General features: G+C 71.7%; 26 protein-coding genes and 3 tRNA genes. 18 read left to right on the forward strand and 11 right to left on the reverse strand.

What is annotated here, in order from left to right; all coding sequences use genetic code 11:
• Window positions 1-66: 66 nt before the first annotated feature.
• Complete coding sequence (locus tag Pen02_RS20655) at window positions 67-1,161, forward strand: aminotransferase-like domain-containing protein (protein ID WP_203867719.1); 1,095 nt, start codon at window positions 67-69, stop codon at window positions 1,159-1,161.
• Between the two features lie 542 nt (window positions 1,162-1,703).
• Complete coding sequence (corA, locus tag Pen02_RS20660; RefSeq protein ID WP_203867720.1) at window positions 1,704-2,858, forward strand: magnesium/cobalt transporter CorA; 1,155 nt, start codon at window positions 1,704-1,706, stop codon at window positions 2,856-2,858.
• A gap of 105 nt (window positions 2,859-2,963) precedes the next feature.
• Here corA and Pen02_RS20665 read toward each other — a convergent pair whose 3' ends face one another.
• Entirely contained in the window at window positions 2,964-3,659 is a 696-nt protein-coding gene (locus tag Pen02_RS20665) for a hypothetical protein (RefSeq protein ID WP_203867721.1), read from the reverse strand.
• Window positions 3,660-3,847: 188 nt separating this feature from the next.
• Here Pen02_RS20665 and Pen02_RS20670 point away from each other — a divergent pair, with 188 nt between their 5' ends.
• Both Pen02_RS20670 and Pen02_RS20675 read left to right on the forward strand, forming a co-directional pair.
• Complete coding sequence (locus Pen02_RS20670) at window positions 3,848-4,378, forward strand: peptidylprolyl isomerase (protein WP_203867722.1); 531 nt, start codon at window positions 3,848-3,850, stop codon at window positions 4,376-4,378.
• A 171-nt stretch (window positions 4,379-4,549) separates the two neighbouring features.
• A complete protein-coding gene (locus Pen02_RS20675; RefSeq protein ID WP_203867723.1) occupies window positions 4,550-5,461 on the forward strand; it encodes a rhomboid family intramembrane serine protease in 912 nt (303 codons plus the stop codon).
• Between the two features lie 155 nt (window positions 5,462-5,616).
• Here Pen02_RS20675 and Pen02_RS20680 read toward each other — a convergent pair whose 3' ends face one another.
• Window positions 5,617-6,084, reverse strand: a complete 468-nt coding sequence (locus Pen02_RS20680; protein WP_203867724.1) for a PH domain-containing protein — start codon at window positions 6,082-6,084, stop codon at window positions 5,617-5,619.
• Between the two features lie 83 nt (window positions 6,085-6,167).
• On the opposite strand from Pen02_RS20680, the gene Pen02_RS20685 reads away from it, so the two are divergent.
• The 5 genes from Pen02_RS20685 to Pen02_RS20705 all read left to right on the forward strand — a co-directional run bounded on the left by Pen02_RS20685 (window position 6,168) and on the right by Pen02_RS20705 (window position 11,132).
• Entirely contained in the window at window positions 6,168-7,367 is a 1,200-nt protein-coding gene (locus Pen02_RS20685) for a thiolase family protein (RefSeq protein ID WP_203867725.1), read from the forward strand.
• Between the two features lie 59 nt (window positions 7,368-7,426).
• Window positions 7,427-8,008 (forward strand): hypothetical protein, encoded by a 582-nt coding sequence (locus Pen02_RS20690; RefSeq protein ID WP_239141017.1) that lies wholly within the window; start codon window positions 7,427-7,429, stop codon window positions 8,006-8,008.
• Window positions 8,009-8,116: 108 nt separating this feature from the next.
• Window positions 8,117-8,830, forward strand: coding sequence for a response regulator transcription factor (locus Pen02_RS20695; protein ID WP_239141019.1), 714 nt, complete (start codon window positions 8,117-8,119; stop codon window positions 8,828-8,830).
• Entirely contained in the window at window positions 8,820-10,220 is a 1,401-nt protein-coding gene (locus tag Pen02_RS20700) for a HAMP domain-containing sensor histidine kinase (RefSeq protein ID WP_203867726.1), read from the forward strand. Before Pen02_RS20695 ends, Pen02_RS20700 begins: the two co-directional genes overlap by 11 nt.
• A gap of 207 nt (window positions 10,221-10,427) precedes the next feature.
• Complete coding sequence (locus Pen02_RS20705; RefSeq protein ID WP_203867727.1) at window positions 10,428-11,132, forward strand: glycosyltransferase family 2 protein; 705 nt, start codon at window positions 10,428-10,430, stop codon at window positions 11,130-11,132.
• A 63-nt stretch (window positions 11,133-11,195) separates the two neighbouring features.
• Here Pen02_RS20705 and Pen02_RS20710 read toward each other — a convergent pair whose 3' ends face one another.
• Together Pen02_RS20710 and Pen02_RS20715 are read right to left on the reverse strand one after the other, a co-directional pair.
• On the reverse strand, window positions 11,196-12,098 hold the full coding sequence (locus tag Pen02_RS20710) for a transketolase family protein (RefSeq protein ID WP_203867728.1): 903 nt from the start codon (window positions 12,096-12,098) through the stop codon (window positions 11,196-11,198).
• Between the two features lie 5 nt (window positions 12,099-12,103).
• Entirely contained in the window at window positions 12,104-12,841 is a 738-nt protein-coding gene (locus Pen02_RS20715; RefSeq protein ID WP_203867729.1) for a thiamine pyrophosphate-binding protein, read from the reverse strand.
• A 95-nt stretch (window positions 12,842-12,936) separates the two neighbouring features.
• Between Pen02_RS20715 and soxR the strand changes: the two genes are divergently transcribed.
• Window positions 12,937-13,404 carry a redox-sensitive transcriptional activator SoxR gene (gene soxR, locus Pen02_RS20720; RefSeq protein WP_203867730.1) on the forward strand — a complete coding sequence of 156 codons (468 nt, stop codon included), beginning with the start codon at window positions 12,937-12,939 and terminating at the stop codon, window positions 13,402-13,404.
• A 71-nt stretch (window positions 13,405-13,475) separates the two neighbouring features.
• Here soxR and Pen02_RS20725 read toward each other — a convergent pair whose 3' ends face one another.
• On the reverse strand, window positions 13,476-14,453 hold the full coding sequence (locus Pen02_RS20725) for an NAD(P)H-quinone oxidoreductase (RefSeq protein ID WP_203867731.1): 978 nt from the start codon (window positions 14,451-14,453) through the stop codon (window positions 13,476-13,478).
• Between the two features lie 169 nt (window positions 14,454-14,622).
• Between Pen02_RS20725 and Pen02_RS20730 the strand changes: the two genes are divergently transcribed.
• Together Pen02_RS20730 and Pen02_RS20735 are read left to right on the forward strand one after the other, a co-directional pair.
• Window positions 14,623-14,711 (forward strand) — tRNA-Ser (locus tag Pen02_RS20730).
• Between the two features lie 113 nt (window positions 14,712-14,824).
• A complete protein-coding gene (locus Pen02_RS20735; RefSeq protein WP_239141021.1) occupies window positions 14,825-16,162 on the forward strand; it encodes a ScoMcrA-related endonuclease in 1,338 nt (445 codons plus the stop codon).
• 93 nt (window positions 16,163-16,255) lie between these two features.
• On the opposite strand, the gene Pen02_RS20740 is transcribed toward Pen02_RS20735, so the two are convergent.
• Window positions 16,256-16,453, reverse strand: coding sequence for a hypothetical protein (locus Pen02_RS20740; RefSeq protein ID WP_203867732.1), 198 nt, complete (start codon window positions 16,451-16,453; stop codon window positions 16,256-16,258).
• Between the two features lie 519 nt (window positions 16,454-16,972).
• Between Pen02_RS20740 and Pen02_RS20745 the strand changes: the two genes are divergently transcribed.
• Window positions 16,973-17,257 carry a hypothetical protein gene (locus Pen02_RS20745; protein ID WP_203867733.1) on the forward strand — a complete coding sequence of 95 codons (285 nt, stop codon included), beginning with the start codon at window positions 16,973-16,975 and terminating at the stop codon, window positions 17,255-17,257.
• A gap of 144 nt (window positions 17,258-17,401) precedes the next feature.
• Window positions 17,402-17,944: a YbhB/YbcL family Raf kinase inhibitor-like protein gene (locus tag Pen02_RS20750; RefSeq protein ID WP_203867734.1), complete on the forward strand. Its 543-nt coding sequence runs from the start codon at window positions 17,402-17,404 to the stop codon at window positions 17,942-17,944.
• 67 nt (window positions 17,945-18,011) lie between these two features.
• On the opposite strand, the gene Pen02_RS20755 is transcribed toward Pen02_RS20750, so the two are convergent.
• Window positions 18,012-18,722: a class I SAM-dependent methyltransferase gene (locus Pen02_RS20755; protein ID WP_203867735.1), complete on the reverse strand. Its 711-nt coding sequence runs from the start codon at window positions 18,720-18,722 to the stop codon at window positions 18,012-18,014.
• Between the two features lie 399 nt (window positions 18,723-19,121).
• The gene (locus Pen02_RS20760) at window positions 19,122-19,901 is read right to left on the reverse strand and encodes an IucA/IucC family C-terminal-domain containing protein (RefSeq protein WP_203867770.1); all 780 of its coding nucleotides are present in this window, start codon (window positions 19,899-19,901) and stop codon (window positions 19,122-19,124) included.
• 351 nt (window positions 19,902-20,252) lie between these two features.
• Between Pen02_RS20760 and Pen02_RS20765 the strand changes: the two genes are divergently transcribed.
• Window positions 20,253-21,776: a peptide deformylase gene (locus tag Pen02_RS20765; protein WP_372445636.1), complete on the forward strand. Its 1,524-nt coding sequence runs from the start codon at window positions 20,253-20,255 to the stop codon at window positions 21,774-21,776.
• Window positions 21,777-21,875: 99 nt separating this feature from the next.
• On the opposite strand, the gene Pen02_RS20770 is transcribed toward Pen02_RS20765, so the two are convergent.
• Window positions 21,876-22,991 carry a globin domain-containing protein gene (locus tag Pen02_RS20770; protein WP_203867736.1) on the reverse strand — a complete coding sequence of 372 codons (1,116 nt, stop codon included), beginning with the start codon at window positions 22,989-22,991 and terminating at the stop codon, window positions 21,876-21,878.
• Between the two features lie 250 nt (window positions 22,992-23,241).
• Between Pen02_RS20770 and Pen02_RS20775 the strand changes: the two genes are divergently transcribed.
• On the forward strand, window positions 23,242-24,066 hold the full coding sequence (locus tag Pen02_RS20775; RefSeq protein WP_203867737.1) for a CPBP family intramembrane glutamic endopeptidase: 825 nt from the start codon (window positions 23,242-23,244) through the stop codon (window positions 24,064-24,066).
• Here the strand turns inward: Pen02_RS20775 and Pen02_RS20780 are convergent.
• The gene (locus Pen02_RS20780) at window positions 24,027-25,898 is read right to left on the reverse strand and encodes a hypothetical protein (protein WP_203867738.1); all 1,872 of its coding nucleotides are present in this window, start codon (window positions 25,896-25,898) and stop codon (window positions 24,027-24,029) included. The genes Pen02_RS20775 and Pen02_RS20780 overlap by 40 nt on opposite strands.
• A 183-nt stretch (window positions 25,899-26,081) precedes the next feature.
• Between Pen02_RS20780 and Pen02_RS20785 the strand changes: the two genes are divergently transcribed.
• Both Pen02_RS20785 and Pen02_RS20790 read left to right on the forward strand, forming a co-directional pair.
• Window positions 26,082-26,172, forward strand: a tRNA-Ser gene (locus Pen02_RS20785).
• A gap of 34 nt (window positions 26,173-26,206) precedes the next feature.
• Window positions 26,207-26,279: transfer RNA gene (locus Pen02_RS20790), tRNA-Arg, on the forward strand.
• A 208-nt stretch (window positions 26,280-26,487) separates the two neighbouring features.
• Here Pen02_RS20790 and Pen02_RS42585 read toward each other — a convergent pair.
• Complete coding sequence (locus tag Pen02_RS42585; protein WP_275413592.1) at window positions 26,488-26,619, reverse strand: hypothetical protein; 132 nt, start codon at window positions 26,617-26,619, stop codon at window positions 26,488-26,490.
• Window positions 26,620-26,627 lie beyond the last annotated feature (8 nt).

Raw genomic sequence — 26,627 nt, forward strand, 5'->3', positions numbered from 1 at the left:
GCTCAAGATACGGACATTGTCGTGCCTGCGCCCGGAGTGCTGGCGGCGGCCGTACGCTGGGTAGTCATGACTGCCGAGCAGCTGATCTCTTTCGCCCGTGGGGCGCCGTCGCTGGACATCGTCGACATCGAGGGGCTGAAGGCCGCGGCCGGACGCGCCTTCGACGCCGACCCGGCCGGCATCACCGGGTACGGGACATCCGTCGGATACCCGCCCCTGCGGAAGTGGATCGCCGAGAAGCACGGCGTCGACGTCGACCAGGTCCTGGTCACCAACGGCTCCCTCCAGGCCGACGCGTTCCTGTTCCAGCACCTGGTGACCGCCGGTGACGCGGTCGTGGTGGAGCGGCCGACCTACGACCGGACCCTGCTCAACCTGCAACGTCAGGGCGCCGAGCTGCACGCGGTGACCATCCAGCCGGACGGGGTCGACACCGACGAGCTGGGCAAGCTGCTGGAGTCCGGGGTACGCCCCAAGCTGGCGCACATCATCCCCAACTTCCAGAACCCGGCCGGGGTGACCCTGTCGGCGGAGAAGCGGCAGGCCCTGCTCGACCTGGCCGACGAGTACGACTTCACGATCTTCGAGGACGACCCGTACGCGGACATCCGGTTCCGGGGCGAGCCGCTGCCCTCGATGCTCTCCCTCGACCAGCGGGGGCGGGTGGTGCACGCGTCCAGCTTCACCAAGACGGTCTGTCCCGGTGTCCGGGTCGGCTACCTGGTCGGTCCCGCCCCGCTGATCGGCGACATCGCCCGGGAGGCGACCAACCTCTACATCTCGCCCGGCATGGTGGCCCAGGCGATCGTGCACCAGTTCTGCGTCAGCGGCGACCTGGAGCGGTCGATCCGGACCGTCAGCACCGCCCTGGGCGACCGGGCTGCCGCGCTGGCCACGGCGCTGCGTACGCACATCCCGGACGCCCGGTTCACCGAGCCGAACGGCGGCTACTTCCTCTGGGTCGAGCTGCCGCAGAACGTGCACGTGGACCGGCTCGCACCGGCGGCGGCGGAGCGCGGCGTCACGGTGGTCAAGGGCAGCGACTTCCTGGTCGAGGGGGGTCAGCACGCGCTGCGGCTGGCGTACTCCGGGGTGACGGTCGACCAGATCGACGAGGGGGTCCGCCGGCTCGCCGACGCGGTACGGGCGGTACGCGAGTAACTGCTGGGAGCCGGGCGACCACTGACACGGGAGCCGGGGTACGGGACGGGGCGGTCGAGGGAGGCCGCCGGGTCGCCGTACCCCGGCTTTTGCCGTTCCGGCCGGGGCGGGCGGCGGTTGCCTAGCCGACCGGCGGTTGCGGCGGGGGCTTGTGTCAGATATCTGACAATAGTGGCCGAGGGCTGATTCGGGGCTTCCTACGCGCCGGTAGCCGGCCCACAATGCTGCGAGCGCCACTCGCGTCACGCCCGCCCCTTTGACCGGGACGGCGGGCCGCAGACCGCGGCTGGCGCGCCCGGAGCAGAACCCCCGCCCCCCACGGTGCCGGGTGGGCCGTCCGCACCTTACCCCCCGACGTGGACGGTCCACCCGGCGCCACTTTTCCGGCCCGCGTGCTCCGCCGGACAGGCCCGGAACCTGCCGCGCCGGTCCGGCCGCCGGCGCGGCAGGGTGCGGGGTGATCCGTGACATGTCGGGCACCGGGCACCGGCGGCGTACGCTGCAAGCCGCACCCGAACGGTGGCCGAAGGGGGGCGGTGGCGATGCCGGATCAAGTCGATTCCGATCGGACGGCGGTCAGCGGGAACAGCCGGCCGAGACCCCGGTCCGCCTGGACGGCCCCGGTGCGGGCGGCGGTGACCCGGATACTGAGCACCGACGTCAACCAGCAGCGGAACCGGGAGGACTCCCGGCCGGACGGGCAGGGCGTGGTCGACTGCGGGCTCTACGTCGACGGCGTACGGCAGCCGGGGCAGGTGACCTACGCCGACGCGCTGGAGGCGGCACGGGACCAGCCCGGTGCCTTCGTGTGGCTGGGCGTGCACGAGCCGAGCCAGGCGGAGATGGCCGGCATCGCGGCGGCGTACGGGCTGCACGAGCTGGCCGTCGAGGACGCGGTCAAGGCGGAGCAGCGGCCCAAGCTGGAGCGGTTCGGCGAGGTCAGCTTCCTGGTACTGCGTACCGTCCGGTATGTCCGGCACGGCGAGCTGACCGAGAACTCCGAGGTGATCGAGACCGGCCAGGTGATGCTCTTCATCGGGCCGAACTTCGTGGTCACCGTCCGACACGGCGACGCCTGCCGGCTGGCGCCGGTCCGTTCCGACCTGGAGGCCCGGCAGGAAATCCTCCGGCAGGGGCCGTGGGCGGTGGCGTACGCGGTGATGGACCGGGTGGTGGACATCTACCTGGAGGTGACCGACCGGGTCGGCGACGACCTGGACGTGCTGGAGGGCGAGGTCTTCGCCCGGCAGGCGCACGGCCGGATCCAGCGGATCTACCAGATGAAGCGGGAACTGGTCGAGTTCAAGCGGGCCGTCGTTCCGCTGCAACGCCCGCTGATGAGCCTGACCGCCCAGGTGAACCGGGAGGTGCCGAAGGAGATCCGGCGGTACTTCCGAGACGTGCAGGACCACCTGGCCCGTACGGTCGAACAGGTCAACTCCTACGACGACCTGCTCAACTCCATCCTCCAGGCCCGGCTGGCCCAGGTGACCGTCGACCAGAACAACGACATGCGCAAGATCGCCGCCTGGGCCGCCATCGCCGCGGTCTGGACCGCGATCGCCGGGATCTACGGGATGAACTTCGACTTCATGCCGGAGACCGGCTGGAAGTACGGCTATCCGGTGGTGCTCGCCCTGATGCTGGTGATCTCGCTCGGGCTCTACCGCTGGTTCCGCCGCAACCGCTGGCTCTGAACGATTCCGGCGAGCTGCTCGAACCACCAGAGCGACACGGGAACGACCGGTTCCCGGTGGACGACCGGTCGCGGCGTGGGGCCATCCCCGGCCCCACGCCGCCGGTCAGCTACCGCTGTTGCGGGACGGCGCGGCGGCCGTACCAAGCAGTCCGTCGGACTTGTCGCCGCCCTTGGTCGCGACCTTCTTGGCACCCTCGGTGATCGGCCCGGTCGAGATCTTCTCCCCGGCGGAGGCCGTACGGTCCTTGCCCTTCTCCGTCGGCGCGGACTTCGGCGCGACGGGCTCGCGCGTCATCCCGCCGGCCGAACTGCCCACGATCGTGGCGGCGTCGCCGCGTACGGCGTCCAGCGTGGCCGCCGGGTCGTACTCGTCCCACGGGCGCTGGCCCCGTCGGCGCATCGCCGCCGCGCCCGCGGCCCCGGCCACCGCCCCGGCGACCAGCAGCCCGGTCAGTACCGGCCAGCGTCGACGCATCATCGAGTTCTTCTTCCGCATCGCCCTCATCTTCTTCGACCTCGTCTTGCGGGCGACCGAGCCGGCCTGGCGGGCACTGTCCGCGGCGGCCGAGGCCAACGGCGTCAACCTGGTCACCGCCGAGTCCCAACCGTCCGACGCCGTCGTCCGCAGCCTGGTCGCCGTCGGCGACAGGTAGGCCCGGGCGGCGTACGCCCGAGGTCCCACCGTGGCCCCGACCCCGGACGCGGCGTGGGTGGCCGCACGCATCAGGTGATCGAGGCTCTCGCCCAGTTCGGCCTTGACGAGTTTCCTGCGGGATCTGCGCCCCCCGAATCCGAACACCGGTCCCCACCTCCTTGGGTGTTGTTCCCCCGTCATCCTGCACCCTCGGATGCGCCCGCACTGCCAGAACGGGCACATGGGAGGATCCGCTTAGAAGCACCTACCAGCGCCGGCCTGCGCCTCCTGGCCGGCGGACCGCCCCGCCGGTCGGCACCTCCGGCCGGCGGCATGTCGATCGAGGAGTACTCGTGGCCGAGGCCGCCTACGCAATCCTGCACACCAACGCCGGTCCGATCCGGCTGGAGCTGTTTCCGAACCACGCACCCAAGACCGTGCGGAACTTCGTGGAACTCGCCGAGGGGACCCGGCAGTACACCGACCCGCGCACCGGCCAGCCGGGCAGCGGGCCGTACTACGACGGCACCATCTCGCACCGGGTGATCAGCGGGTTCATGGTCCAGATGGGTGACCCGACCGGTACCGGCCGGGGTGGCCCGGGTTACAACTTCGCCGACGAGTTCCACCCGGACCTGCGGTTCGACCGGCCCTACCTGCTCGCGATGGCGAACGCCGGGCCGGGCACCAACGGGTCGCAGTTCTTCATCACCGTCGGCCCGACGCCGCACCTGAACAACCGGCACACCATCTTCGGTCAGGTCGCGGACGAGCAGTCGGCGAAGGTCGTCGATTCGATCGCCAACACTCCGACCGGCGCCCAGGACCGGCCGCTCCAGGATGTGGTCATCGAGCGCGTCGAGATCGAGCGTAAGGACGGCTGACGTCGATCCCGGGTACCTTTGCCTGCATGAGTCGTAGCGGGCGGAGGTCGCGGATGATCGGGCACGGCGGGGTGCCGGCGTGAGCGAGCGTAGCGAGCGAATCGGCAAGCTCAGCGCGGTTGTGCCTCGTGACGGAGCGAAGCGGAGTGCCGGCATGAGTGGAGGACCGGCATGAGCGAGTCTCCGCCGACGACACCGGTCTGTTACCGCCATCCGTCCCGGGAGACCTACGTCCGGTGTACGCGGTGCGACCGGCCGATCTGTCCGGACTGCATGCGCGAGGCATCGGTCGGGCACCAGTGCCCGGAGTGCGTGGCGGAGGGCCGTCGCGGGCAGCGGCCGGCGCGTACCGTCTTCGGTGGCGGTGCCGCCGGTCGCCAGGGCTACGTCACGAAGGTGCTCATCGGGATCAACGTCGCGTTGATCCTGCTCTCCATCTACACCGCCCGGGGCGGCGACGCGGTGGCCGGTGCCGGCTTCGGCGGCCTGCTCGGCGGGGCGACCCCGCTCACCGACTGGGGCGCGGTGCTCGGCCTGGACCGGGTCGGCCCGTTCGGGGTCGAGGAGGGCATCGCGGCCGGCGAATATTACCGCCTCTTCACCGCGATGTTCCTGCACTACGGGCTGCTGCACCTGCTGATGAACAGTTGGGCGCTCTGGGTGCTGGGCCGGTCCCTGGAGGCCACCCTCGGGCCACTGCGGTTCCTGGCGCTCTACCTGGTCGCCGGGGTCGGCGGCAACGTCGCGGCGTACCTCTTCAGCGCGCCACAGGCCCGGACGGTCGGCGCGTCGACCGCGATCTTCGGGCTCTTCGCCGCGCTGTTCGTGATCATGCGGCGGCTGGGCCGGGACACCTCGTCGGTGATCCCGATCCTGGTGATCAACCTGGTCTTCACCTTCGCCGTCCCCGGCATCTCCATCGCCGGCCACCTCGGCGGGCTGACCGCCGGTGCGGCGATGGCCCTGGTGCTCGCCTACGCGCCCCGGTCGAGACGCACCCTGTTCCAGGTCGGCGGCGGCGCGGTCATCGGCCTGGTGCTGATCGGGCTGACCCTGATGCAGTCCGCCGCCCTGCTCGCCTGAACCTGTCCGCCTGCGGCTCTGTTCGCGTGACCTGCCCGCCTGACATGCTCGCGTGATCTGCTTGCCTGACCTGCTTGCCCGCAGCGAGCCGCCGGGCCGCCCGAGCAGCTCGGTCGGTCGCCCGTGCCGGGCAAGTCGGCCGGCCGGCGTACGGGTCAGTGCGCCGGGCCGGTGCCGGACGGGCCGGACGGCCGACCCGACCGTACGCCGCGCAGCACCTCGGCGACGTCGCGCGGGGCGGCCCCGAGGTCGTACCGGCTGAACAGGTGCAGGCCGGCGCCCCGGTCGATCTCCAGCGTCTCGGTGGTCAGCCCGAGCCGGGGCCGGCTGTCCACGCTGATCCGTTCGATCTCCGACCAGGGGATGTGCCGCCGCCCGGCGAAGCCCTGGATCACGGTGATCCCGTCGTCGTCGACGGCGAGCCGGACCGGCGCCACCAGGTCCCGTACCGCCCAGCCGGCGAGTACGGCCGCGACGAGCAGGCCGGCGCCGAGCCGTACCGGGTCGCCGTCGGCGAAGAGTACGCCGAGGGCTACGAAGAGTCCCGCGCCACCGAGCTTGAACACCGGCAGGGTGGTCTCGACGCGCCAGCGCCGGGGCGGAGTGTCCGGTTCGGAGTGCACGGGTCCAGGATGCCACCGCCGGAACTCCTTCCCGGCGCCAGGACGACGTAGGATCGGGACAGCCAAGTTACTGGGGAGTAGACATGGCGGACGCGGTCATCGTCGGTGCGGTACGGAGCCCGGTGGGCCGGCGCGGTGGCGCGCTCGCCACCGTGCATCCGGTGGACCTGTCGGCGCGGGTGCTGACGGCGCTCGCCGAACGCACCGGGCTGGATCCGGCCCAGGTGGACGACGTGATCTGGGGCTGCGTGTCCCAGGTCGGCGAGCAGGCCTGGAACGTCGGCCGGAACGCCGTACTCGCCGCCGGGTGGCCGGAGTCGGTGCCCGGCACCACGCTCGACCGGCAGTGCGGGTCGAGCCAGCAGGCGCTGCACTTCGCGGCGGCGGCCGTCGCCTCCGGCCAGGCCGACCTGGTGGTCGCCGGTGGCGTGGAGTCGATGACCCGGGTGCCGATGGGCAGCAGCATCCAGCCCTCGGCATCCGGCACCTCGCCCGGCACCGGGCTGCCCTACGGCGGCCAGGTGCGGGACCGCTACCGGGGTACGCCGGGCTTCGCCGCCGACGATCCGGTGCCGTTCAACCAGGGTGTCGGCGCGGAGCTGATCGCCGCACGGTGGGGGCTGACCCGACGGCAACTCGACGAGTACGCGCTGGCCAGCCACGAGAAGGCCGCCGCCGCACAGGACGCCGGGGCGTTCGAGGCGGAGATCGTTCCGGTGGTACTGCCGGACGGCGCCAAGGTGGTCGCCGACGAGGGAATCCGCCGGGACACCAGCCTGGACCGGCTGGCCGGGCTGAAGACCCCGTTCCGGGCCGACGGCGTCGTCACGGCCGGCTCCGCCTCGCAGATCTCCGACGGCGCGGCGGCGCTCGCCGTGACCACGCCGGAGTGGGCCCGGCGAAACGGGCTGCGCCCGCTGGCCCGGATCCACACCGCCGTGGTCGCCGCCGACGATCCGGTACTGATGCTCACCGCACCGATCCCGGCCACCGCGAAGGCGCTGCGCAGGGCCGGGCTGGGCATCGAGGAGATCGGGGTGTACGAGGTGAACGAGGCCTTCGCCCCGGTACCGCTGGCCTGGCTGGCCGAGACCGAGGCCGATCCGGCCCGGCTCAACCCCCGGGGCGGTGCGATCGCCCTCGGTCATCCGCTGGGCGGATCCGGCGCCCGGATCATGACCACCATGCTCCAGCAGATGCGCGACTCCGGGGTCCGGTACGGCCTCCAGACGATGTGCGAGGGCGGCGGGATGGCCAACGTGACCATCGTGGAACTTCTATAATTTCATTCTCATCCATGCCTCGGCCGCGTCATCCCCGGCAGGATCTCGTTGGAACAGGCGTGGATGTGTTCTGTCGAACGTTGCTGCCGGCCGCCGCGGAGACCGGGGTGGCCAGCCCGACAGTGAGTCGGCACCTGCCGGTCCTGCGCAACTGCGTACAGGCCGGCGACGTCACCGTCCTGGTGACCCGGTGCACCCGTCCGGAACAGCCCGCGAACGGCTGCCTGCTCCTGCTCACCACCCGCCGGCTGGTGGTGACCCAGCAGACCCGGTTGCTGCACCGACTCCGGCTGCATCTCAACACCGAACTGCGACATCTCAACAACGTCGCCTGGAACCCCGACCCCCGGGCCTCGGTGGTCGAACTGGCCGCGACCGCGGTCGACGGGGTACGCGAGCGGTTCCTGATCCGGGCCAGCCGGCCCAGTCAGATGTGGCAGCTCGACGCCCTGTTCAGCCAGGTCTTCCGGCCGAGGATGGCGGCCCGGTCCCGGGTCGCCGCCGCCGCGCCGGTGGACCGTCCGACGGTGCTCGGCACGTCGCACGAGCCCCGCCCGGTACCGGCGCTGGCGGCGACCCCGCCCGCCCGGCTGACCGCCCCGGCCCGGGTACCCCGGCTCAGTCCGGTCGTCGCGGCCTGACCCGGCGAGCCGGCAGCCGGCACATCGCCGTCACCGCTCACCGGATCCGTACCTGATCCGAACGTTGCCGTCCGAGTCACCGGGCCGCCGATCGGACATCATTGGCCGGTGGCCGTCGACACCGTACAACCGGGCAGCGTCCCGCACCGAGGGCTCGTGCTGGTGGTCGAGGACGAGCGGTCCATCGCCGACCTGGTCCGGCTCTACCTGACGCGGGACGGCTACGGGGTGCACGTCGAGCACGACGGTACGGCCGGGCTGGCCGCCGCCCAGCGACTGCGCCCGGTCGCCTGCGTACTCGACATCGCGCTGCCCGGCCTCTCCGGCACCGAGGTCTGTCGCCGGCTGCGCGCGGCGGGCGACTGGACTCCGGTGATCTTCCTGACCGCCCGGGACGACGAGGTGGACCGGGTCGTCGGGCTGGAACTCGGTGCCGACGACTACGTGACCAAGCCGTTCAGCCCGCGCGAACTGGTGGCCCGGATCAGGGCGGTGCTGCGCCGCACCGGCGGTACCCCGGACGGTGCCGAGCAGCCCCGGGTGGCCGGCCCGGTCACGCTCGACCCGGTACGCCGGCAGGTCACCGTCGCCGGTGACCCGGTGCAGCTCACCTCCACCGAGTTCGACCTGCTGGCGCACCTGATGGGCCGGCCGGGCCGGGTCTTCACCAGGGAGGAGTTGCTGGCCAGCGTCTGGGGCTACGCCGCGCACACCGGCACCCGCACCGTCGACGTGCACGTCGCCCAGGTACGCGGCAAGCTCGGTCCGGCCGCCGACGTGATCCGGACCCACCGCGGCGTCGGGTACGCCTGTGCCGGCTGACCCGGGCACATCCGACCCGGGCCGGCGACGCCGGTTCGGGCGTACCCTGACGGCCCGCGCGGTGGCGGTCAGTTGCGCGGTGGCCCTGGTGTCGGTCGTCGTGACCGCCGTCGTCGCCGTCCCGCTGGCCGCCCGCTCGGCCGAACGGCAGGCCCGGGACGCGCTGACGGCGCAGGCCCGGCTGGCAGCCGAGGCGCTGCGCAACCGGCTGGACCGGGGCCGGGCCGCCGACGAGGAACGGATCGTCCGGCAACTGCGCAACCAGGGCATCGACGCGTACCTGATCAGGGCCGGCAGCCCCGACCGGCCCGGCCTGCCCGCCGAGGTGGTCGACCGGGTCGCGGCCGGCCGGAACTTCTCCGGGCAGCGTCCGGTCGCCGGCCGGCGGTCGATGGTCGAGGGGCGCTGGCTGCCGGGCGGCAACGGGATCGTGCTGGCCCGGCCGGCCACCACCGGACTCTGGGGAGACGTCGCCGGGCTGCTCTGGCTGCCGCTGCTCGCCGGGCTGGCCGCCGGGGTGGTGGCCGGGGCCCTGCTCGCCCGCCGGCTCGCCCGGCCGATCCGGCACGCGGCGACGGCGGCGGCCCGGCTGCGCTCCGGCGACCGGGCGGTACGGATACCGGTGGAACCGCCGGAGGAGGCCGCCGACCTCGCGCACGCGCTCAACGACCTGGCCGCCGCGCTGGCCCAGAGCGAGGGTCGGCAGCGGGAGTTCCTGCTCTCCGTCTCGCACGAGCTGCGTACCCCGCTGACCGCGATCCGGGGCTATGCGGAGGCGCTGGCCGACGGGGTGGTCGGCCCGGAGGGTGCCCAGCGGGCCGGGCAGACGATGCAGACCGAGGCGGAACACCTCGACCGGCTGATCGGCGACCTGCTGTCGCTGGCCCGGCTGGAGGCCGCCGACTTCGCCCTGGAGCCGGTACCGGTCGACCTCGACCGGTTGACCGCCGACGCCGCACAGGTCTGGAGCGCCCGCTGTGCCTCGCTCGGCGTCGTACTGCGGGTCGAGGCGCCGGCCGGGCCGATCTCGGTGCACACCGATCCGGGCCGGATCCGGCAGGTCGTGGACGGGCTGCTGGAAAACGCGCTCCGGGTGGTGCCGCCCGGCGCGGTGATCGTGCTCGCGGTACGCCCGACCGGACCGGGCGAGCCGCCCGGCGGTGAGCTGGAGGTCCGGGACGGCGGGCCGGGGCTGACCGACGACGACCTCGCCGTCGCCTTCGAACGCGGCGTACTGCGCCAGCGCTACCAGGGCGTACGCAAGGTGGGCAGCGGACTGGGGCTGGCGCTCGCCGCCGGACTCGTCCGCCGGCTGGGCGGTCGGATCACGGCCGGACACGCGCCGGAGGGCGGCGCCCGGTTCACCGTCCGGCTACCGGCCGGGAGCTAGGACGTTCACCTCCCGGGAGGTGAACGTACCGGCGGCCCTGCACCTCGGTCACCGCACCGGCCGGTCACCTGCCGCAGGGGAGGCCGGCCCTTACCGGTCCCGCCCGCGGAGCCGATCCGGGAGGCCGGACGCGGATGCCAGGCATGGCGGAGCCCGGTAATCAGGCTAGGCTAGGGCCGATTTGTCGTCGGCACCGTGGAGACTCCCGTGAAGCTCTCGATCCTCATGCCGGTCTACAACGAGGAAGAACGCATCGCGGACGCCCTCAAGCAGGCCCTCGCGGTCGACTATCCGTGCGAGATCGAACTCGTCGTGGTCGATGACGGTAGCCGTGATGGTACCGGAGAGATCCTCGGCCGGGCCGACGACACCCGGCTCCGGGTCGTCACCCATCCGCGCAACGCCGGCAAGGGCGCGGCGATCCGGACCGCCGTGGACAGCGCCGAGGGTGAGTACATGGTGATCCTCGACGCCGACCTCGAGTACGACCCGCAGGACATCCCGAAGCTGCTCGCCCCGGTGCTGGACGGCCGGGCGACGGTGGTCTACGGAAATCGGACGTTCGGCAGCCACAGCGCCTACAGCTTCTGGTACGTGATGGGCAACAAGGCCGTCACCACCGCCGCCAACGTGCTGTTCAACTCCTACATCGGCGACCTGGAGACCTGCTTCAAGCTGATGCCGGTGGCGCTCTACCGCTCGCTCGACGTCCGGTCCCGGGGCTTCGGGATGGAGGCGGAGGTGACCGGCAAGCTGCTGCGCCGCCGGATCCGCCCGTACGAGGTGCCGATCAGCTACCGGGCCCGCAACCGGGAAGAGGGCAAGAAGATCACCTGGAAGGACGGCGTCGAGGCGCTGCTGATCCTCGGCCGGGAACGCACCCGCCGTCGGGAGACCCCCGGCCGGCGCTGACCGGACCCGGACGGCCGTCCCCCGGCCCCGCGCGGGAGCCGGGAGCACGGCCGCGATCGGCGGTCAGCCGAGGAATTCGGTGATCGACCGGCGCAGACCCGCCGGATCCAGGCCGTGCCACCGGGCGTGGTCGGCCGGTTCGCCGTACCGCCGCAGGTCGGTGCGGCCCACGCCGAGCGCCAGCGACCGGTGCGGTACCCCGCCCAGCGCCGCCCCGAGCAGCGCGCTGGAGGTACCGGCCAGGTACGGCTCGACCAGCACCACCGCCGGCACGGCACCGGCCGAGGTGGCCGCCCCGACCAGTTCCCGCAGCCCGACGACGTCGAACGGGCGCGGCGTGTGGGTGTACGCCACCGTCACGTCCAGTCCGGTTATGGCGTGCAGCACCGGGTGGAGCATCGGCCCGACCGCCACCACCAGCGGCGCGTCGGCGCCGCCCCGGTGCACCACCGTCAGTTGCCCGGCGGCGGGCCGGGGCAGGTCGTTGACCTGGGTGGAGAGCCGCAGGTAGACCCGCTCGTCGTGCCGGGCGGCAGCCCGGAGCAGGCCGGGCACCTCGGCCGGATGCCCGGGTACGTGCACGGTCCAGTCGCTGAGCGTGTCCAGCAGGGCCACGTCGCCCGGGGACATGTGTGTGCGGCCCATGCTCGCCCCGTCGTACGAGGCGCCGACGCTGACCACCACGGCACCCACCCCCTGGTGGTCGAGGTCGAGCTTGAGCTGCTCGTACGCCCGGTCGACGGCGAACGTGGCGTACGAGTGCACTATCGGGCGCAGTCCGGTCAGGGCGAGCCCGCCGGCCACCCCGACCATGAGCTGTTCCCGGATGCCGACGTTGAGTACCCGGTCCGGATGCTGCCGGGCGGCGGGCGCGAAGCTCGACGCCGAGATGTCGGCGAGCACGACCGCGGTACGCGGATCGTCGTCCAGCAGGGCGGTGGCGGTGTCGATGAAGGCGTCCCGCATCTCGGTCACTCCTCGGGGTCGACGACCGCGACGACCACGTGCGGCCGGTCGGGTCGGTGGCTGGTGAGGGCGGTCTCGATCGCGTCGTGGTCCCGGCCGTCGACGGTGCTGGCGGACCAGCCGTGCACGGTGAACCGGCTGGCGATCCCACCGGGCCAGCCGTGCGAGGCGGACCGGTTGTCGAGCACGATCGCGGTGATCCTGGCCAGCCCGGTCGCCCCGGCGTACGCGATCGCCTCGTGGTTCGAGCCCTCGTCGAGTTCGGCGTCGCCGAGCAGGACGTACACCCGGGGCAGGTCCAGGCCCTGGGCGCGCAGCCCGAGGGCGATGCCGACGCCCAGCCCGAGACCGTGGCCCAGCGAGCCGCTGCCGATCTCGACCCCGGGCACGAGTACCCGGTCGGGATGGTGGCCGAGCCGGCTCTCCGGGCCGGCCAGGTCGTCGAGCCAGTGCTCGGGGATGAAACCCTTGCTGGCGAGTACGGCGTAGTAGGCGGCCGGCCCGTGGCCCTTGGAGAGCAGGAACCGGTCCCGCTCGGGGTCCTCGGCGGTTTCCGGGGAGATCCGGAGGACCCGGTCGTAGAGCACCCAGAGCACGTCGAGGGTCGAGTGTGCGCTGGGTGCGTGTTTCTCGTCGCCGGTGAGCCGGCGTAGCAGCGACCCGAGTTCGGCCGGCAGCCCGGAGTGTGGGGACTGCGCCGAGGTCCGGCGGGTACGACCCGGTGCGGTGGTTGTCGTCGTCATGCCTCTACCCTGCAAGTTGAAGTGCGCTTGAACTCAAGCCCGCAGGGACGACAGTCGATCCGACGAGTTGGCCGGTCCTGGACAGTGGAGGAGCCGTGCGGCAGGAGACCCTGACCATCGGCGAGCTGGCCGCCCGCTCCGGGGTGGCGACCTCGGCGCTGCGCTACTACGAGCGGCTGGGGCTGATCCGGGCCGGCCGTACCGGCGGGAACCAGCGGCGCTTCGAGCGGGCCGAGCTGCGCCGGGTGTCGTTCATCCGGATCTCGCAGCAGCTCGGGGTGTCACTGGAGGACATCCGGGTGGCGCTCGCCGAGCTGCCGGACGGGCGTACCCCGACCAAGGCCGACTGGGCACGGCTCTCCGCGAGATGGCGACGCCGGCTGGACGAGAAGATCGACCTGATGACCCGGCTGCGTGACGACCTGACCAACTGCATCGGCTGCGGCTGCCTGTCGCTGCGGAGCTGCAACCTCTACAACCCGGACGACGAACTGGCCACGCAGGGGCCGGGCCCACGCCGGATGCTGCCCGCCCCGGCCGCCGAGCCGGAACCGGCCGGCTGACCGCGACCGGCCCGGTGGGCGTGAGCGTGACAGCTGACCGACCGTGATCGGCTCGCTGATCGGGAGACAGATCAGTCGACGGTGAGCAGCACCTTGCCGAAGTGGTCGCTGGAGTCGACGATCCGGTGCGCCTCCGGCGCCTGAGACATCGGCAGCCGGCGGTAGACCACCGGCCGGATCGCGCCCGACTCGATCAGCGGCCAGACCTCCTCGCGTACGCCCCGGACGATCGCGGCCTTCTCGACGGCGGGCCGGGAGCGCAGCGCGGTCGCGGCCACCGAACCCCGCTTGGCCAGCAGCGCGGCCAGGTCCAGTTCGCCCTTGCGACCACCCTGGAGCCCGATCACCACGATCCGGCCGCCGGTGGCCAGCGCCTTGACGTTGCGACCGAGGTACGACGCGCCCATGATGTCCAGGATCACGTCGACGCCCCGACCGTCGGTGAGCCGCTTGGTCACCTCGACGAAGTCCTCCTGGGCGTAGTCGATCACCCCGGCGGCGCCCAGCTCGCGGAGCCGGTCGTGCTTGTCGGCCCGGGCGGTGGTCAGCACGGTGGCGCCGAGCGCGGCGCCGAGCTGAATCGCGAAGGTGCCGATACCGCTGCCACCGCCGTGCACCAGCAGGGTCTCGCCGATGCCCAGCCGGGCCAACTGGGCCACGTTGGACCAGACCGTACAGGCGACCTCGGGCAGCGCCGCCGCGTCGACCAGGTCGACGCCCTCCGGCACCGGCAGGAGCTGCCCGGCCGGCACCGCCACCCGCTCGGCGTAGCCGCCGCCGCTGAGCAGGGCGCAGGCCGGATCGCCGACGCTCCAGCCGGTCACCTCGGCACCGACCGCGCTGACCACACCCGCACACTCCAGACCGGGGTACGGCGGCGCGCCCGGTGGGGGCGGGTAGTGCCCCTGGCGTTGCAGCAGATCGGCCCGGTTCACCGCACTCGCCCGGATGTCGAGCGTCACCTCGTCCGGCCCGGGGGTCGGCTCGGGGACGTCGGTCCAGACCAACGCGTCGGGTCCACCCGGCTCCGGAATCGTGATCGCCTTCATGGGTCCAGTCTTACCCGATCCCGGCTTCGGCCCAAGCGTCGACCCGGCGATGCCCGGGCACGCCCGTCGATCGGAGTCGCGGTCGGGTGCCGGGTACGCCCGCCCCATCGCCGGTCATGGCACACTAGGCACGGCCGTGGATCGCCGTTCCGTTGACGACCACGGCCGAGGAGGGGTCGCCTAGTGGCCGATGGCGCTGGTCTTGAAAACCGGTAAGGGGAGCGATCCTCTTCGTGGGTTCGAATCCCACCCCCTCCGCCCCCTAAACAGGGAAGATGCCCTCCCTCGACCAGCACAACGCCGTCGGAGGACCGGCCTGGAGGAGGTCGCCGCCGAGACCTTGTCGCCCCGGCCGCATATTCTGCCGGGCCATGGGACTGTCGGACATCACCCACTCCTCCGTCCTCGCCGCCGTGGCCGAGTACGACGAAGCCGGCCGCGATGTCTTCCTGACTCGTCACGGGTTTGGCCGGGCAACGGTCTACTTCCTCATCCATGGCGGTAAGCGGTACGACTCCAAGGCGATCCTGGGTGTGGCGCACCGGTACGCGGTCGGATACCCGCTTCGCTCTGACGATTTCACCGGGGGTGAGCAGGCCGTTGCGCGACGTCTCCGGCGGCTCGGCTTCAACGTCGAGGGGCGTACCTCGACAGCGCCGCGGCCGAGCAGCCGTCAGACTCTCGTGCTGATCGCGCCGTCATACGGCAACCCTGCCTCCCGCGCACGGTTCTCCGACACATTGGCTCAACCCGTGTCGTTTCTGGCCCCGCCCTTGAAGGCAACCCTTCGCGACGAGGAACTAGACGCTCTGCTGAAGCTGCACCCCGACGGCAGCGCCCGGTTTTGGGGCGCTTTGGCGCGGCACGACAGCAAGATGGACCGCCTCGCCACCGGTGATCACATCCTCTTCACCGGCGACAACCAGGTACAGGCCATCGGCAAGCTCGGCTGCAAGCTACGGAACCAGGCACTGGCCGACCTGCTGTGGCAGCCGGACCCGAAGACCGGCGGCTGGAGCAATGTCTACAGCGTGGTCGACTTCCGCCTTGTCCACGACCTCGGCTACAGCGAGATCCAGGTACTCGCCGGCTACAAACCGCGCGACGTCTTCCAGGAGACCCGCGTCCCGTCACCCGAACAAGCTGCCGCCCTCATCGCCGGGCTTGGGCTCGACGGCGCCGACAGTGGGCACGACGATGAAGACGCGCTCGCCGAAGAGACCCTCGTGGCCGCGTTGAACGACGGATCTGTGATCTTCGACGCGGAGGGCAACCACACCGACACGACCGAGTACGAGCGAAAGGCAGGCAAGGTGATCCTGAGGCGCGCCGAGGCCCGCCTAGTCGCCCGATACCGCCAGACCCTCCCCGACTCACAGGCCCACCGGCTGAAACTGGACGTGGGCTGGTCCGACCTCTACATCATCGAAGACGCCGACCTGATCGAAGCCAAGCGGTCAGCGGCCCACCGCTACGTACGCGACGCCCTTGGACAACTGCTCGACTACGCCGCCCACGCGAGCCATCCCGTCAACCGGTTGACCGCAATGTTCCCTGAACGGCCCGCAGACCGCGACATCCGCCTCCTTCACATGTACGGCATCGACTGCTTGCATTGGGCCGGTGGCGACATCTTCCACCGTCTGGAGGCGCCTCAGAGCGCACGGGAGCGCGTCCGGGAAGCATGGTCCGCCCCAGGACCGCAGTAGGGCGCGGCGGGATTCGGCCCGGCATAGGGGCGGTGGTGGCGATCGGTGATCGGACATCGGCCAGCACCTTGGCAGGCAACCTCCCAGCCATCCTCAGGATCCGGCTCGGTGCTGCTCCCAGGGGTAGACCATCGCCCGGAGGCGCGCCGCATGATCCTGGTGCCAGCGCTGGTACCACTCGTCGCCGCGAGCCGCTGCCTCGTCGGCCCAGCGCTGCACTTCGGCGATGCGCTCCTCATGCTCGGCAACCAGCAGGTCACGAAGCGCCTGGATGTGCGGATCGACAGCCATCTCAATCACCAAGCCGTTCGTCTAGTCTCCCAAGTTCATACCGGTTGTCCTCGACCCTGGCCCGGTAGTGCGCCTGGTGTTCGGCGTACTGCGCGATGAGCGCGCGGGCCCGCTCGATCTGTTCGACAAGGCGCATCCGTTCGAACTGGTCACGCTCATGTTCCCTGGACAACCGCCGTCCCCTCCACCCCTGTGTGGCGACACGCCTCGACCCCGTCGCCAGTCTCTTCCGAACCCGGCCGACCTCGCCGTAAGCACGAGGACCTCTGTGGATAACCCGCCTGGCTGTGGATAACGCCCTGGGTGAGGGCGAGTGGTAGGGAGCTGTCCGTACGGCTGTGGTCCGGCACCTGCGAGATGTCCCACACTCGGTTGACGGCTACGCAGGGAGTGTCCCTACGCTCTACGCGTAGTAATCGCACGGTGATTCTGTGTGCATAACTTCTGCGGAATCGGCGGGTACGGGGCCGCCTTCCACGGTCACGCCCCGGTGGGCGTACGGAGTGAAGCGAGGGCGCCATGGAGCTGCGGCTCACCCCGGTGCAGGTGCGCAACCGACTGATTCTGGTGGCCCGGCGGATCGTCGCCGACCATCGGCTGGACGCCGAGGGCATCTGCCGCACCTGTGGGGTCCTGCACTGCGAGGCGCTGGCCGCGGCGCGTGGCTACCTGGCCCGGGTCGAGGAGCCGCGACGCCCGCTGGTGGTCGAGATCCACCGCCGGGCTGCCGTACCGCCGCCCGGGGTCACCGCCACCGAGTTGCGGATCGCCGCCGCCGCGCTGCCGTCGGACGCCGAGTCGTAGCGGCTTCGAGGTTGGCGCGCTCGGGGAGTTCGGGTACCCGGCGGTGGCGAGGTCCGCGCGGGGTGGTCACCCGTCGAACGGGTAGAAAGGGCACGACGCCGGCTTTCCGGCGCGAGCCACCCGCCCTGCCGAAAGGACTTCCCGATGAATCTCGACCGACAGATTCCACCCGACCCGTACGAGGTGCTGCCGCCCGTCCCGGCCTTCACGCTGACCAGCAACGACGTCCAGAACGGCGAGCCGTTGGCAGCCGAGTTCGCCCATCCGAGCGTCGGCGGTGCCAACATCTCGCCGCAGCTCGCCTGGACGGGCTTCCCGGCCGAGACGAAGAGCTTCACCGTCACCTGCTACGACCCGGACGCCCCCACCGGCAGCGGGTTCTGGCACTGGGTACTGGTCAACGTGCCGGCCGAGGTGACCGAGCTGCCGCAGGGAGCCGGGCAGACGCCGTCGGCCGGCGCCTCGGGCGCGTTCAGCGTGCGTAACGACTACGGCGAGCAGTCGTACGGCGGTGCCGCGCCGCCGGCCGGGGACCACCCGCACCGGTACGTCTTCGCCGTGCACGCCCTCGACGTGGAGAAGCTCGACCTCACCCCGGAGGCCAGCCCGGCGTACGTCGGGTTCAACCTGACGTTCCACACCCTGGCCCGGGCGGTCATCCGGCCCACGTACCAGGTCAAGGGCTGAGCGGTGGCGACGGGGCCGGCATCCGGCGTGGTCTGCCGTCGATGCCGGCCCGTGGCCCGCAGGAGTCTCAGGCGGGCACTCGGGCGACCGCGAAGACGGACTGACCGAACGGCGGGCGGACCACCCGCTCGGCGGCCTTGGTCACCGGCAGCACGACGGTGTCGTACACCTTGACCATCGGGCCTTCCTTGGGCATCAGCCGGAAGACGCTGGTCGCCATGTAGTAGCCGATCAGGCCCAGCGCGTTCGCGTAGTGCAGCGTCTCGACCTCCAGGCCGGCCTCTTCGAGCGCGGCCCGCATGGTCTTCTTGGTGTAGCGCCGGACGTGCCCGGTGGCGATGTCGGCAGGGCTCATCGCGAACTGGAAGGCCGGCACGATCAGTACGATCGCTCCGCCGGGCCGGACCAGGTCGCGCATGCTGCGCAGCGCTCCGACGTGGTCCTCGATGTGCTCGAGCACGTTGTAGGAGACGGCGGCGCTGTAGTCACCCTGCTCGTTGCTGGGCAGCAGCATCTGGCGTACCTCGATGCTGGGCTCGCCGGCGAGCCGCTCCTTCAGCGCGACCAGCCGGTCCGGGTCGGCCTCGGTCGCGGTGAAGCGCTCCAGGAAGGGTGCCCACTCGATGGCGTAGTCGCCCAGGCCGCTGCCGATCTCGATCGGGTTGTTGCCGAGGTACGGCAGGGCCAGCTCGACGAACCAGCGTCGGTGGTTGACAGCGGTGGCGAGGCCTTCCAGCACCTCTTCCTGAATGCGTTGATCTCCAGTTATTTCTGCCATGCGTAGATCCCTCACGCTCTGACTCGACCTGCACTGGACCGACAGAGTGAACCATCTACGACGACCGTAGGGAAATTGGGGCACTCGTGCGAGCCGAACTCATGACTTCAGGCATCGGTTGTGACCAGTTCGGGGGCGTTTCGTTACAAGACCACCCGAACATAGCTCGACCACGTTCGTCCGTCGTGTCCTGGCGATAACGGTCCAGTGTCGATACCTTGCCTGCTTCGCCCCGGTGCGTGCCCCAGTCGGCAGCCCCGGGAGCATGCGCCGGAGCAGGAGGTGGCGCTCCTCAGGGGAAAGCGGCGCCTTTCAGGACGCGGCGCCTCTCAGGACGCGGCGCTCGTCAGGAGTCCGCGCTCGTCCGGAGACGAGCGCTCCTCAGGAAGGTGGCGTGCCTCAGGCGGTGCGGATGCAGCAGCCGGCGCAGACCTTCGGCTGCGGGAGCGTGAAGGCCAGGCAGCAGGTCTTGCGCTGCACGGTCAGTTCACCGGTCGGACCGGGCACCAGGTCGACCAGGTCCGCCACACCGAGCGTGTCCAGCAGCGTGCCGATCGTCTCGGCGGAGCCGCCGGGCAGCGCGTCGGCGGCCCGCAGCACCCCGTGCGACACGCCGGAGGCCACCGAGCCGAGCAGCGTACGGGCGCCGACCCGGACCTGCTGCTGTAGCGCGTCGAGCATCGGGGTCAGGTGCGCGTCGAGCAGGGACGCCCGGAGCGCGGCCAGCAACTCGGCCTCGCCCAGCACCACCCTGACCTCGGGCAGGCCGGAGAGGGCCAGCGGGTCCGAGGGGAGTACGGCGATCTCGGTGGAGCGGCGCATCCCGAGTGTGAGCAGCGGCCGGTGGTCCTCGAACCGGACCAGTACGTCACTCGGGCGCAGCAGCGGGACCCGACGTGCGGACGCCCAGCCGAGCACCACGGGCAGCAGCAGCCAGTAGGTGTAGGACTTCCAGGCCAGTGCGGCGGCGGCGTGCGGGGTGGCGCCCCAGCGCTGCCGGGTGACGGCCAGCAGTTCGGGCAGCCGCGTGCCGTCCACCAGCTCGGTGGCCGGGGTCCAGCCGGTCTCGTCGGTGACCAACAGGCCGGTGGCGAGGCCGGGCAACTCGTCGGTGCCGAAGGCGGCCCGGAGCGAGGCGGTCACCGGAGCCAGCGGCGCGGCGGCCCGGTCACCGACCAGCACAGTCACGCTCGGTTGCCGTTCTGTGGCGCTCCGGCGGGCGGGCAGGTGCCCGGCACGCCGGACGCAACCAGCCTGGTCTGCCTCGATGCCACCTGGATCAACCCCCCACGTCTGACGACCGATCGTCACCATAGCCTACTAAGGCAAGGCTAACCAGAGTTGGGGCTTCGCGGGGGAAATCCTGTGATGTTTTAGCTGAGGCGTAAGGGATCTGACTCGGGATGTGGGATCGGGCCGTGGATGATCATCGATCGAGGCGGCAATGTCAAGCCATTGTCGTTAACGCGCCAGTACTGTCAGACTGGCCGGCTCGGCCGGGAGACTGAGATTCCCGGCCAGAGGAACCTGATGACCACGCCTATCGAGCGGGCTGCCGACTCGTTCGCGGCCGAGCTTTCCCGCCGGCGGGTCGAGCGGGGCATGACCAAGAAGCAGCTCGCGGCCCGGATGGGGTTCGACCCGTCCTACGTCAGCCATGTCGAGGGTCGGCGGCACCGGCCCACCGAGGACTTCGCCCGGCGCGCGGAGGCCGTACTCGGGGCTGCCGGTGCGATCTGGCAGCGCTTCCAGGAGTACGACGAGCTCCGGCAGGCCCGGTCGAGTGCCGTCGCGCACCGCGACCCGCCCGTACCCGAGCAGTGGATGCCGCCCGGCACCGGCCTGATCGTGGAGCAGGAGACCGCCACGCTCGCCTACCACGAGGGCGCGTACCGGTGCGTGATCCGGCGGGCGCTCTACAACGCCGGCACCGAGCCGGTGACCCGCTACCTGGTCCGGGTGGCCGTGGACCGCTATCCCAACGACCCGGCCCGGTCCAACCGGCACCACCGGGAGAACCCGCTCACCTTCGCCGAGCTGGACCTCCAGGCGTTCTGCGACGACCAGGGCACCCGCGAGCCGATGGAGTGGCGCAAGAAGCACGACCGGGACGCGTTCAAGGAGATCTGGCTGCTCTTCGAGAACGCCGACGGCCGGTTTCCGCTCTATCCCGGCGAGCGGGTCACCACCGAATACTCGTACCGGGTCAACCAGGACAAGTGGGGGCAGTGGTTCCAGCGGGCTGTCCGGCTGCCCACCCGTCGGCTCGCCCTCCGGCTCGACCTGCCGTTCGACCTGGACCCCCAGGTCTGGGGCGTGGAGACGTCGCTGTCGGCCGAGGAGGGGCCGCTGCGTACGCCACTGGTCCGGCACGACGAGGGCGGCCGGTCGCTGTTCGAGTGGTCGACCGACGACCCGCCGCTGAACGCCCGGTACCGGCTGGAGTGGCGCTACCGGGCCCAGCCGGCCCAGCCCGCCGCCCCGGCGGCGGAGACCGAGGGGCGGGCCAGCGACCGGATGCGCGCCGCCGGCATCGTGCAGCTCGGCGCGGACCTGCTCCGCCAGCCGGCCCGGCACTTCGACCTGCCCCGGGACGACGCCAGTGCCCGCGACGTGGTGACCCGGCTCCGGGCCGCCCTGGAACGCCTCGACGAACTGCACCCGTTCAGCAAGGGCGTCGGGCTCGCCGCGCCCCAGATCGGGCTTCCCTGGGCCGCCGCCGTCGTACGCCCGCCGGACCGGGACGCCGACCCGGTCGTACTGCTCAACCCCCGGGTGGTCGACGCCGCCCTGGAGACCGACGAGCAGTACGAGGGCTGCCTCTCCCTGTTCGACCTCCGTGGCCTGGTCGCCCGGCCACTGCGGCTCGACGTCGAGCACGCCCGCTGGGACGGCGGACGCATGATCACCTCGTTCGAACTCGCCATGGCCCGGCTGGTCGCCCACGAGATCGACCACCTGGAGGGCCGGCTGTACGTCGACCGGATGGACCCGGAGGTCCCGCTGGTGCCGATCGAGGAGTACCGGGACACCGGCAACCCCTGGCGCTACTGACCCGGCCGCCCGCCGTCACCGAGCCCGGAACGGGAGCCGGGCCTCCGTGCCCTACCGGTATAGGGCACGGAGACCCGGCTCTGGGGGGAGAGGGAGGGTCTAGAGGTCGCCGAAGGCGTCGTACCGGATGTTCTCCGGGGGCACGTCGTCGGCGGCGAGCGTGCGCAGTGCGGACCGGACCAGCGTGGCCGAGCCGGAGACGTAGCAGTCGTGGGCGGTCCACGGGCCGTACCGGGCGAATACGTCGCAGATCTCGCCCCGTTCACCGGGGAAGCCGGGGTCGTCGCTGCACGCCGGGATGATCGACAGCCAGGGGTGCTCGGCGGCGAGCCGGCACAGCTCGGTCAGCCCGTACAGGTCGTCCCGGCCGGCCGCGCCGACGAAGACGTGCACCCACCGGGTGCGGTTGTACCCGGCAAGCTCCTCGGTCAGCGCCTTGATCGGCGCCAGCCCGACACCGCCGGCCACGCAGAGCACGTCCCGGGTCGACGAGCGGTCCAACGTCATCGCACCCATCGGGGCGGCCACCCGCAACAGGTCGCCGACCTTGACCCGCCGGACCAGGGCGCTGGAGACCCAGCCGGCACCGGCCGCCCGGACGTGGAGTTCGAGGGTGCCGTCCTCGCGCGGGGCGTTGGCGATCGAGTACGTCCGCCAGAGGCGCGGCTGGTAGCGCGGCACCTCCACGCTGACGTACTGGCCGGCCCGGTAGGGCAGATGGTGCTGGAGCGGCCGGCAGGTCAGTACGGCGATGTCGCTGCCCCGGCGCTCGTGGCCGATCACCTCCGCGTGCCAGAACGGCGGGTTGGTGTCGTCGGCCGCGCCGGCCTGCATCCGCTCGGCAATCACCTGGTACGCGTCCCGCCACGCCTGGTCGTACTCGACGGTCCACCGCTCGCCGCCGGTCTCCCGCAGCGCGGTCAGCAGCGCGCTGCCCATCGTGTCGTAGTGCGCCGGCTGGACGTGGTACTTCCGGTGGTCGCGGCCGAGCGAGCGGAGGTAGTCGTCGAGGTTCTCCGGGTCGTCGATGGTGTGCACGGCGGTCACGATCGCCTCCAGCAGGCGGTCCCGCTGGCCGTCCATCTGCACCGGGAACAGTGTGCGCAGGGCGGGGTCGGACAGGAACATCCGGGCGTAGAAGTATCCCGCGATCCTGTCCCGTCGATCTTCGACGAGGGTCCAGCTCTCCTTCAACAGCTGCGCGAGGTTGTCCATGCCACCTTCTCGGTCGGGGCCACTGCCCGAATAAGAATGAATACCGTGAGTCAATGTTGGTCGCACAGAGTGTGCGATCAACGACCGGAGTCCGCTGCCGCTGCCGTGGGCGCCGCTTTCGGTGCGGGTGGCGGCCGGTCTCGCTGCGGCCGACCCTCAAGTCCGTCAGGCGCCGACTCGGTCCGAGATCGGGTCACGAAGACCGGAGCGGACGGTCCCGGCGGGCAGCCGGATCGGGCACAGTTGTCGGGTGACGGTTGATCTCGCCCGCCCGCTCTCCCGCCGGGTGCTGGGCACCGAGGTGCTCCTGGTCCTCGGGCTCTCCCTGGGACAGTCCGCGATCTACTCGGCGGTGACGATCATCGCCCGGCTCACCGCCGACCGGCCGCTGTCCCAGCAGACCGCCACCCTGAACGCCTCCCAGTCGGCCCGCCCGTGGTTCGACCTCACGTACCAGCTTCTCGGGATCTTCTTCGCGCTGGTGCCGGTGCTGCTCGCCGTACACCTGTTGAACCGCGACCGGACCCTGGACCGGGACGGGCTGCTCGCCCGGGACGCGCTGCCCGACCAGGGCCGGGGCGGGGCCCGCGAGGTGCTCGGCCTGGACGGCCGGCGGCCGGGCCGGGACCTGGCCTGGGGTGCGGCGCTCGCCGCCGCGATCGGACTGCCCGGGCTCGGCCTCTTCTGGGTCGCCGCGCACCTCGGCATCAACGCCACGGTGGTTCCGGCGAGTCTGCCGGACCTGTGGTGGGCGGTACCGGTGCTCATCCTCTCGGCCGCGCAGAACGCGATCCTCGAAGAGGTCGTCGTGGTCGGCTACCTGATGACCCGGCTACGGGAGATGGGGTGGCGGATCGGTGCGGTGATCGCCGCCAGCGCCCTGCTGCGCGGCTCGTACCACCTCTACCAGGGCTTCGGCGCGTTCGTCGGCAACGCGGTCATGGGGGTGGTGTTCGCGCTGTTCTTCCTGCGTACCAGGCGGGTGCTGCCGCTGGTGGTGGCGCACACCCTGCTGGACGTGGTCGCCTTCGTCGGCTACGCGCTGCTGCCCCGCGACTGGTTCGACTGGCTGTAGACGACCGACGGGTCGCCGCCACCGGGCAGCACGGAACGGCCGGCCGGATCCGGCGAGGGCGCTCCCGGTCGGTAGTGGGCGACAGCCCGCGCGGCGAGTCGCTCGGTGGCAGCGGAGTTCAGGCTGGCGGCGGCCAACGTCAACGCCCCGGGCAGCCGGCGTACGGCCAGCCGCAGGGCCAGCCAGTTGGCGGTCCGGGCGACGATCGGCGCGCCGAGTCGCCAGCCCGCCTCCGCCAACCGGCCCGCCGGCGCGACCTCGTCCGAGTCGTCACGGCCTGAGCTGCCGTCCTCCGAGTTGTCGCCCTCGCCCTCCCCCTCCCCCTTGCCGTCGCCGTCGCCGCCGTTGCCCTCCGGGCCGAAGGCGTCCGAGCCGGTGTCTTCCGAGCGGGTGGCGGTCCGGGTGCTTGGGCCGGGCTCGTCCTTCCTGACGGCAACCGCCGCCTCGGCGGCGGCCAACGCGGCGTGGGCACTGTCCGCATCCGGATGTACCCGGGTCAGCACCAGCAGGTCGGCGGCCCGGTCCGGCCGGGTCGGGTCGTGGCCGTGCGCGGCTGCCAGGTGCAGCACCAGGCCCGCCTGTGCCCAGGTGACGGCGGCCAGCTCGGCGAGCGGGGCGAGGATGCCGGTCGCGGTCGACAGGGCCCCACCGGCGGCGGCGAGCCGGACGTACCGCCGGGTGGCCAGTCGGACCAGCCCGTCAGGGGTGGCACCCGGATAGGCGGCCCGGACCCAGGTCGCCCAGGCGAGGGCCTCCGGGCCGAGCCCGCGTACCGCGGCCAGGGCGAGGAGTTCGGGGGCGTACCCCGGATGGTCGAGGATCTGCCGGGCCGTGGACGGTTGCGCTCCCTGCCCAGCCGTACGCCCCGAAGCTGCCCGCTCGGCCACGCCGCTCCCGGCACGGGTCTCGTCCCGCGTCCCGTCCCGATGCAGCGTTCCGGTGTCGGTGGACGTGCCGATCCGCTCCCGGGCGGTGGTCGGCTCAGGGGTGGTGGTCGGCTCAGGGGTGGTGGTCGGCGTGGCGGTGTCGGCGGCCGTGTCGACGGGGATCGTGGGCTCGCTCACCGGGGCGTCGGTGTCGACGGCAGGGTCGACGTCGGTGGTCGGCTCAGTCGACGGTGCTACCAGCGCCGGGGCGGTGTCCGCCGGTACCGCTGGGGTTGTCTCGGCGGGCACCGTCCCGGCTGCGGGGGTTGCCGTCGCTGGCGTCGCCTTCCTGGTGGCCTTCTTCGCCGGGTTTGCTTTCTTCGCGGCTTTCTTGGCGGCCTTCTTCGCCTGGCCTGCGTTCTCGGCGCTGGCCTTGCTGGGGGTGGCATTCGTCGCGGCGGTGCTCTGGCCGGCTGCGGTCGCCTTGGCCGTACTCGTGGCCTTCCGGGCGGCGGTCTTCTTCGCCGGGCCTGCCTTCTTGGCGGTGGCCCTGGTCGCGCCGGTCGTCCGCCTCGTAGTTTCCTGCTCCTCGGTGGTGCCGGCTGTGCCGGGTTCTGTGGTCGGCTCGACGGGGCCGGCTTCTGCGGCAGTGGTTTCGGCAGTGGCGGGTTCTGCGGCGGCGGCTTGCGCAGTGGCGGACGGCGCCGGGGCCGCGTCGGACTCGCCGGGTGCCGTCGGCGTGCGCGCCCCTGCCGCTGGTGCTGCCGCCGGCTCCGCTTCGGCGGGGGGCTGGAAGAGCACGGTCGGCGGTGTCCTGCGGGGCCGGGGCGCCGGAGGTTGTCCGGCTGTCTCGGTGTCCTCGGGGTCCGGCGGGGAGGTGAAGGCGGCCTTGGCCGGACCTGAACGGCGCGTCGACTTCGGTTCCGGGCGGCGGCGGGGCGGCTCGGTGGGCGACTGCTCCTCCATGTCGAGTGAGCCTAGTCTCGGTGGCGGATCGGCACCGAACAGGAATCGGCGGAGGTCGTGACGTCGGCGGCGGGGAGGCGGCGGGCGGCGGTCCGACGACTCGCGGGCCACCGGGGGTAGCCGTTTTGCCCCGCCGGGTCGCTGCCCTGTATCCTCGACCGACGTGGTCTGGTGAGACCACGGGGAGACTTCGCCTAGTCTGGTCTATGGCGCCGCACTGCTAATGCGGTTGGGGTCTTAAAGCCCCTCCCGGGTTCGAATCCCGGAGTCTCCGCGCTGAGGTTGGTGTGTAGACTGGCCCGGCACCTGCGCCCGTAGCTCAACGGATAGAGCATCTGACTACGGATCAGAAGGTTAGGGGTTCGAATCCCTTCGGGCGCGCAAGATCATAAGGCGTCTGGCCTGCGGAAACGCGGTCAGGCGTTTTTTCTTGATCATCCGTGTGCGGGACGGAGAGTCAGAACCCGTCCGGCCCCTCGACGAGCAGCCGGCGCCGGTCTTCGACGCAACGTCAGGAACGCGGCAACATCCGGGACGTACCCGATCCGCGTGGCGGCGCCGCCGGGGCGCGTACGGTGCGTCGGTCCGGTCAGCGTTCGGTGTCGGGCAGGGGGCCGGTGTGGGTGACCTCGTCGGCGACCAGGTAAAGCTTGCGGTTGAGGTGCTGACTGGTGGCACGCTGTCCCCGCCCCGCGTCGGACCCGCCGTCTCCACCGCGCATGGTACGCG

The sequence above is a fragment of the Plantactinospora endophytica genome, from assembly GCF_016862915.1.
In the GTDB taxonomy this organism is placed as follows: Bacteria; Actinomycetota; Actinomycetes; order Mycobacteriales; family Micromonosporaceae; genus Plantactinospora; species Plantactinospora endophytica.

What these genes read in the sequence shown, in the direction of transcription:
- Pen02_RS20655 (WP_203867719.1), top strand. Translation starts at nt 67, where the DNA reads ATGACTGCCGAGCAGCTGATCTCTTTCGCCCGTGGGGCGCCGTCGCTG.
- corA (WP_203867720.1), top strand. Translation starts at nt 1,704, where the DNA reads ATGCCGGATCAAGTCGATTCCGATCGGACGGCGGTCAGCGGGAACAGC.
- Pen02_RS20675 (WP_203867723.1), top strand. Translation starts at nt 4,550, where the DNA reads ATGAGCGAGTCTCCGCCGACGACACCGGTCTGTTACCGCCATCCGTCC.
- Pen02_RS20685 (WP_203867725.1), top strand. Translation starts at nt 6,168, where the DNA reads ATGGCGGACGCGGTCATCGTCGGTGCGGTACGGAGCCCGGTGGGCCGG.
- Pen02_RS20710 (WP_203867728.1), bottom strand. Translation starts at nt 12,098, where the DNA reads ATGCGGGACGCCTTCATCGACACCGCCACCGCCCTGCTGGACGACGAT.
- Pen02_RS20715 (WP_203867729.1), bottom strand. Translation starts at nt 12,841, where the DNA reads ATGACGACGACAACCACCGCACCGGGTCGTACCCGCCGGACCTCGGCG.
- Pen02_RS20725 (WP_203867731.1), bottom strand. Translation starts at nt 14,453, where the DNA reads ATGAAGGCGATCACGATTCCGGAGCCGGGTGGACCCGACGCGTTGGTC.
- Pen02_RS20735 (WP_239141021.1), top strand. Translation starts at nt 14,825, where the DNA reads ATGGGACTGTCGGACATCACCCACTCCTCCGTCCTCGCCGCCGTGGCC.
- Pen02_RS20740 (WP_203867732.1), bottom strand. Translation starts at nt 16,453, where the DNA reads ATGGCTGTCGATCCGCACATCCAGGCGCTTCGTGACCTGCTGGTTGCC.
- Pen02_RS20745 (WP_203867733.1), top strand. Translation starts at nt 16,973, where the DNA reads ATGGAGCTGCGGCTCACCCCGGTGCAGGTGCGCAACCGACTGATTCTG.
- Pen02_RS20750 (WP_203867734.1), top strand. Translation starts at nt 17,402, where the DNA reads ATGAATCTCGACCGACAGATTCCACCCGACCCGTACGAGGTGCTGCCG.
- Pen02_RS20755 (WP_203867735.1), bottom strand. Translation starts at nt 18,722, where the DNA reads ATGGCAGAAATAACTGGAGATCAACGCATTCAGGAAGAGGTGCTGGAA.
- Pen02_RS20765 (WP_372445636.1), top strand. Translation starts at nt 20,253, where the DNA reads ATGACCACGCCTATCGAGCGGGCTGCCGACTCGTTCGCGGCCGAGCTT.
- Pen02_RS20770 (WP_203867736.1), bottom strand. Translation starts at nt 22,991, where the DNA reads ATGGACAACCTCGCGCAGCTGTTGAAGGAGAGCTGGACCCTCGTCGAA.
- Pen02_RS20780 (WP_203867738.1), bottom strand. Translation starts at nt 25,898, where the DNA reads ATGGAGGAGCAGTCGCCCACCGAGCCGCCCCGCCGCCGCCCGGAACCG.
- Pen02_RS42585 (WP_275413592.1), bottom strand. Translation starts at nt 26,619, where the DNA reads ATGCGCGGTGGAGACGGCGGGTCCGACGCGGGGCGGGGACAGCGTGCC.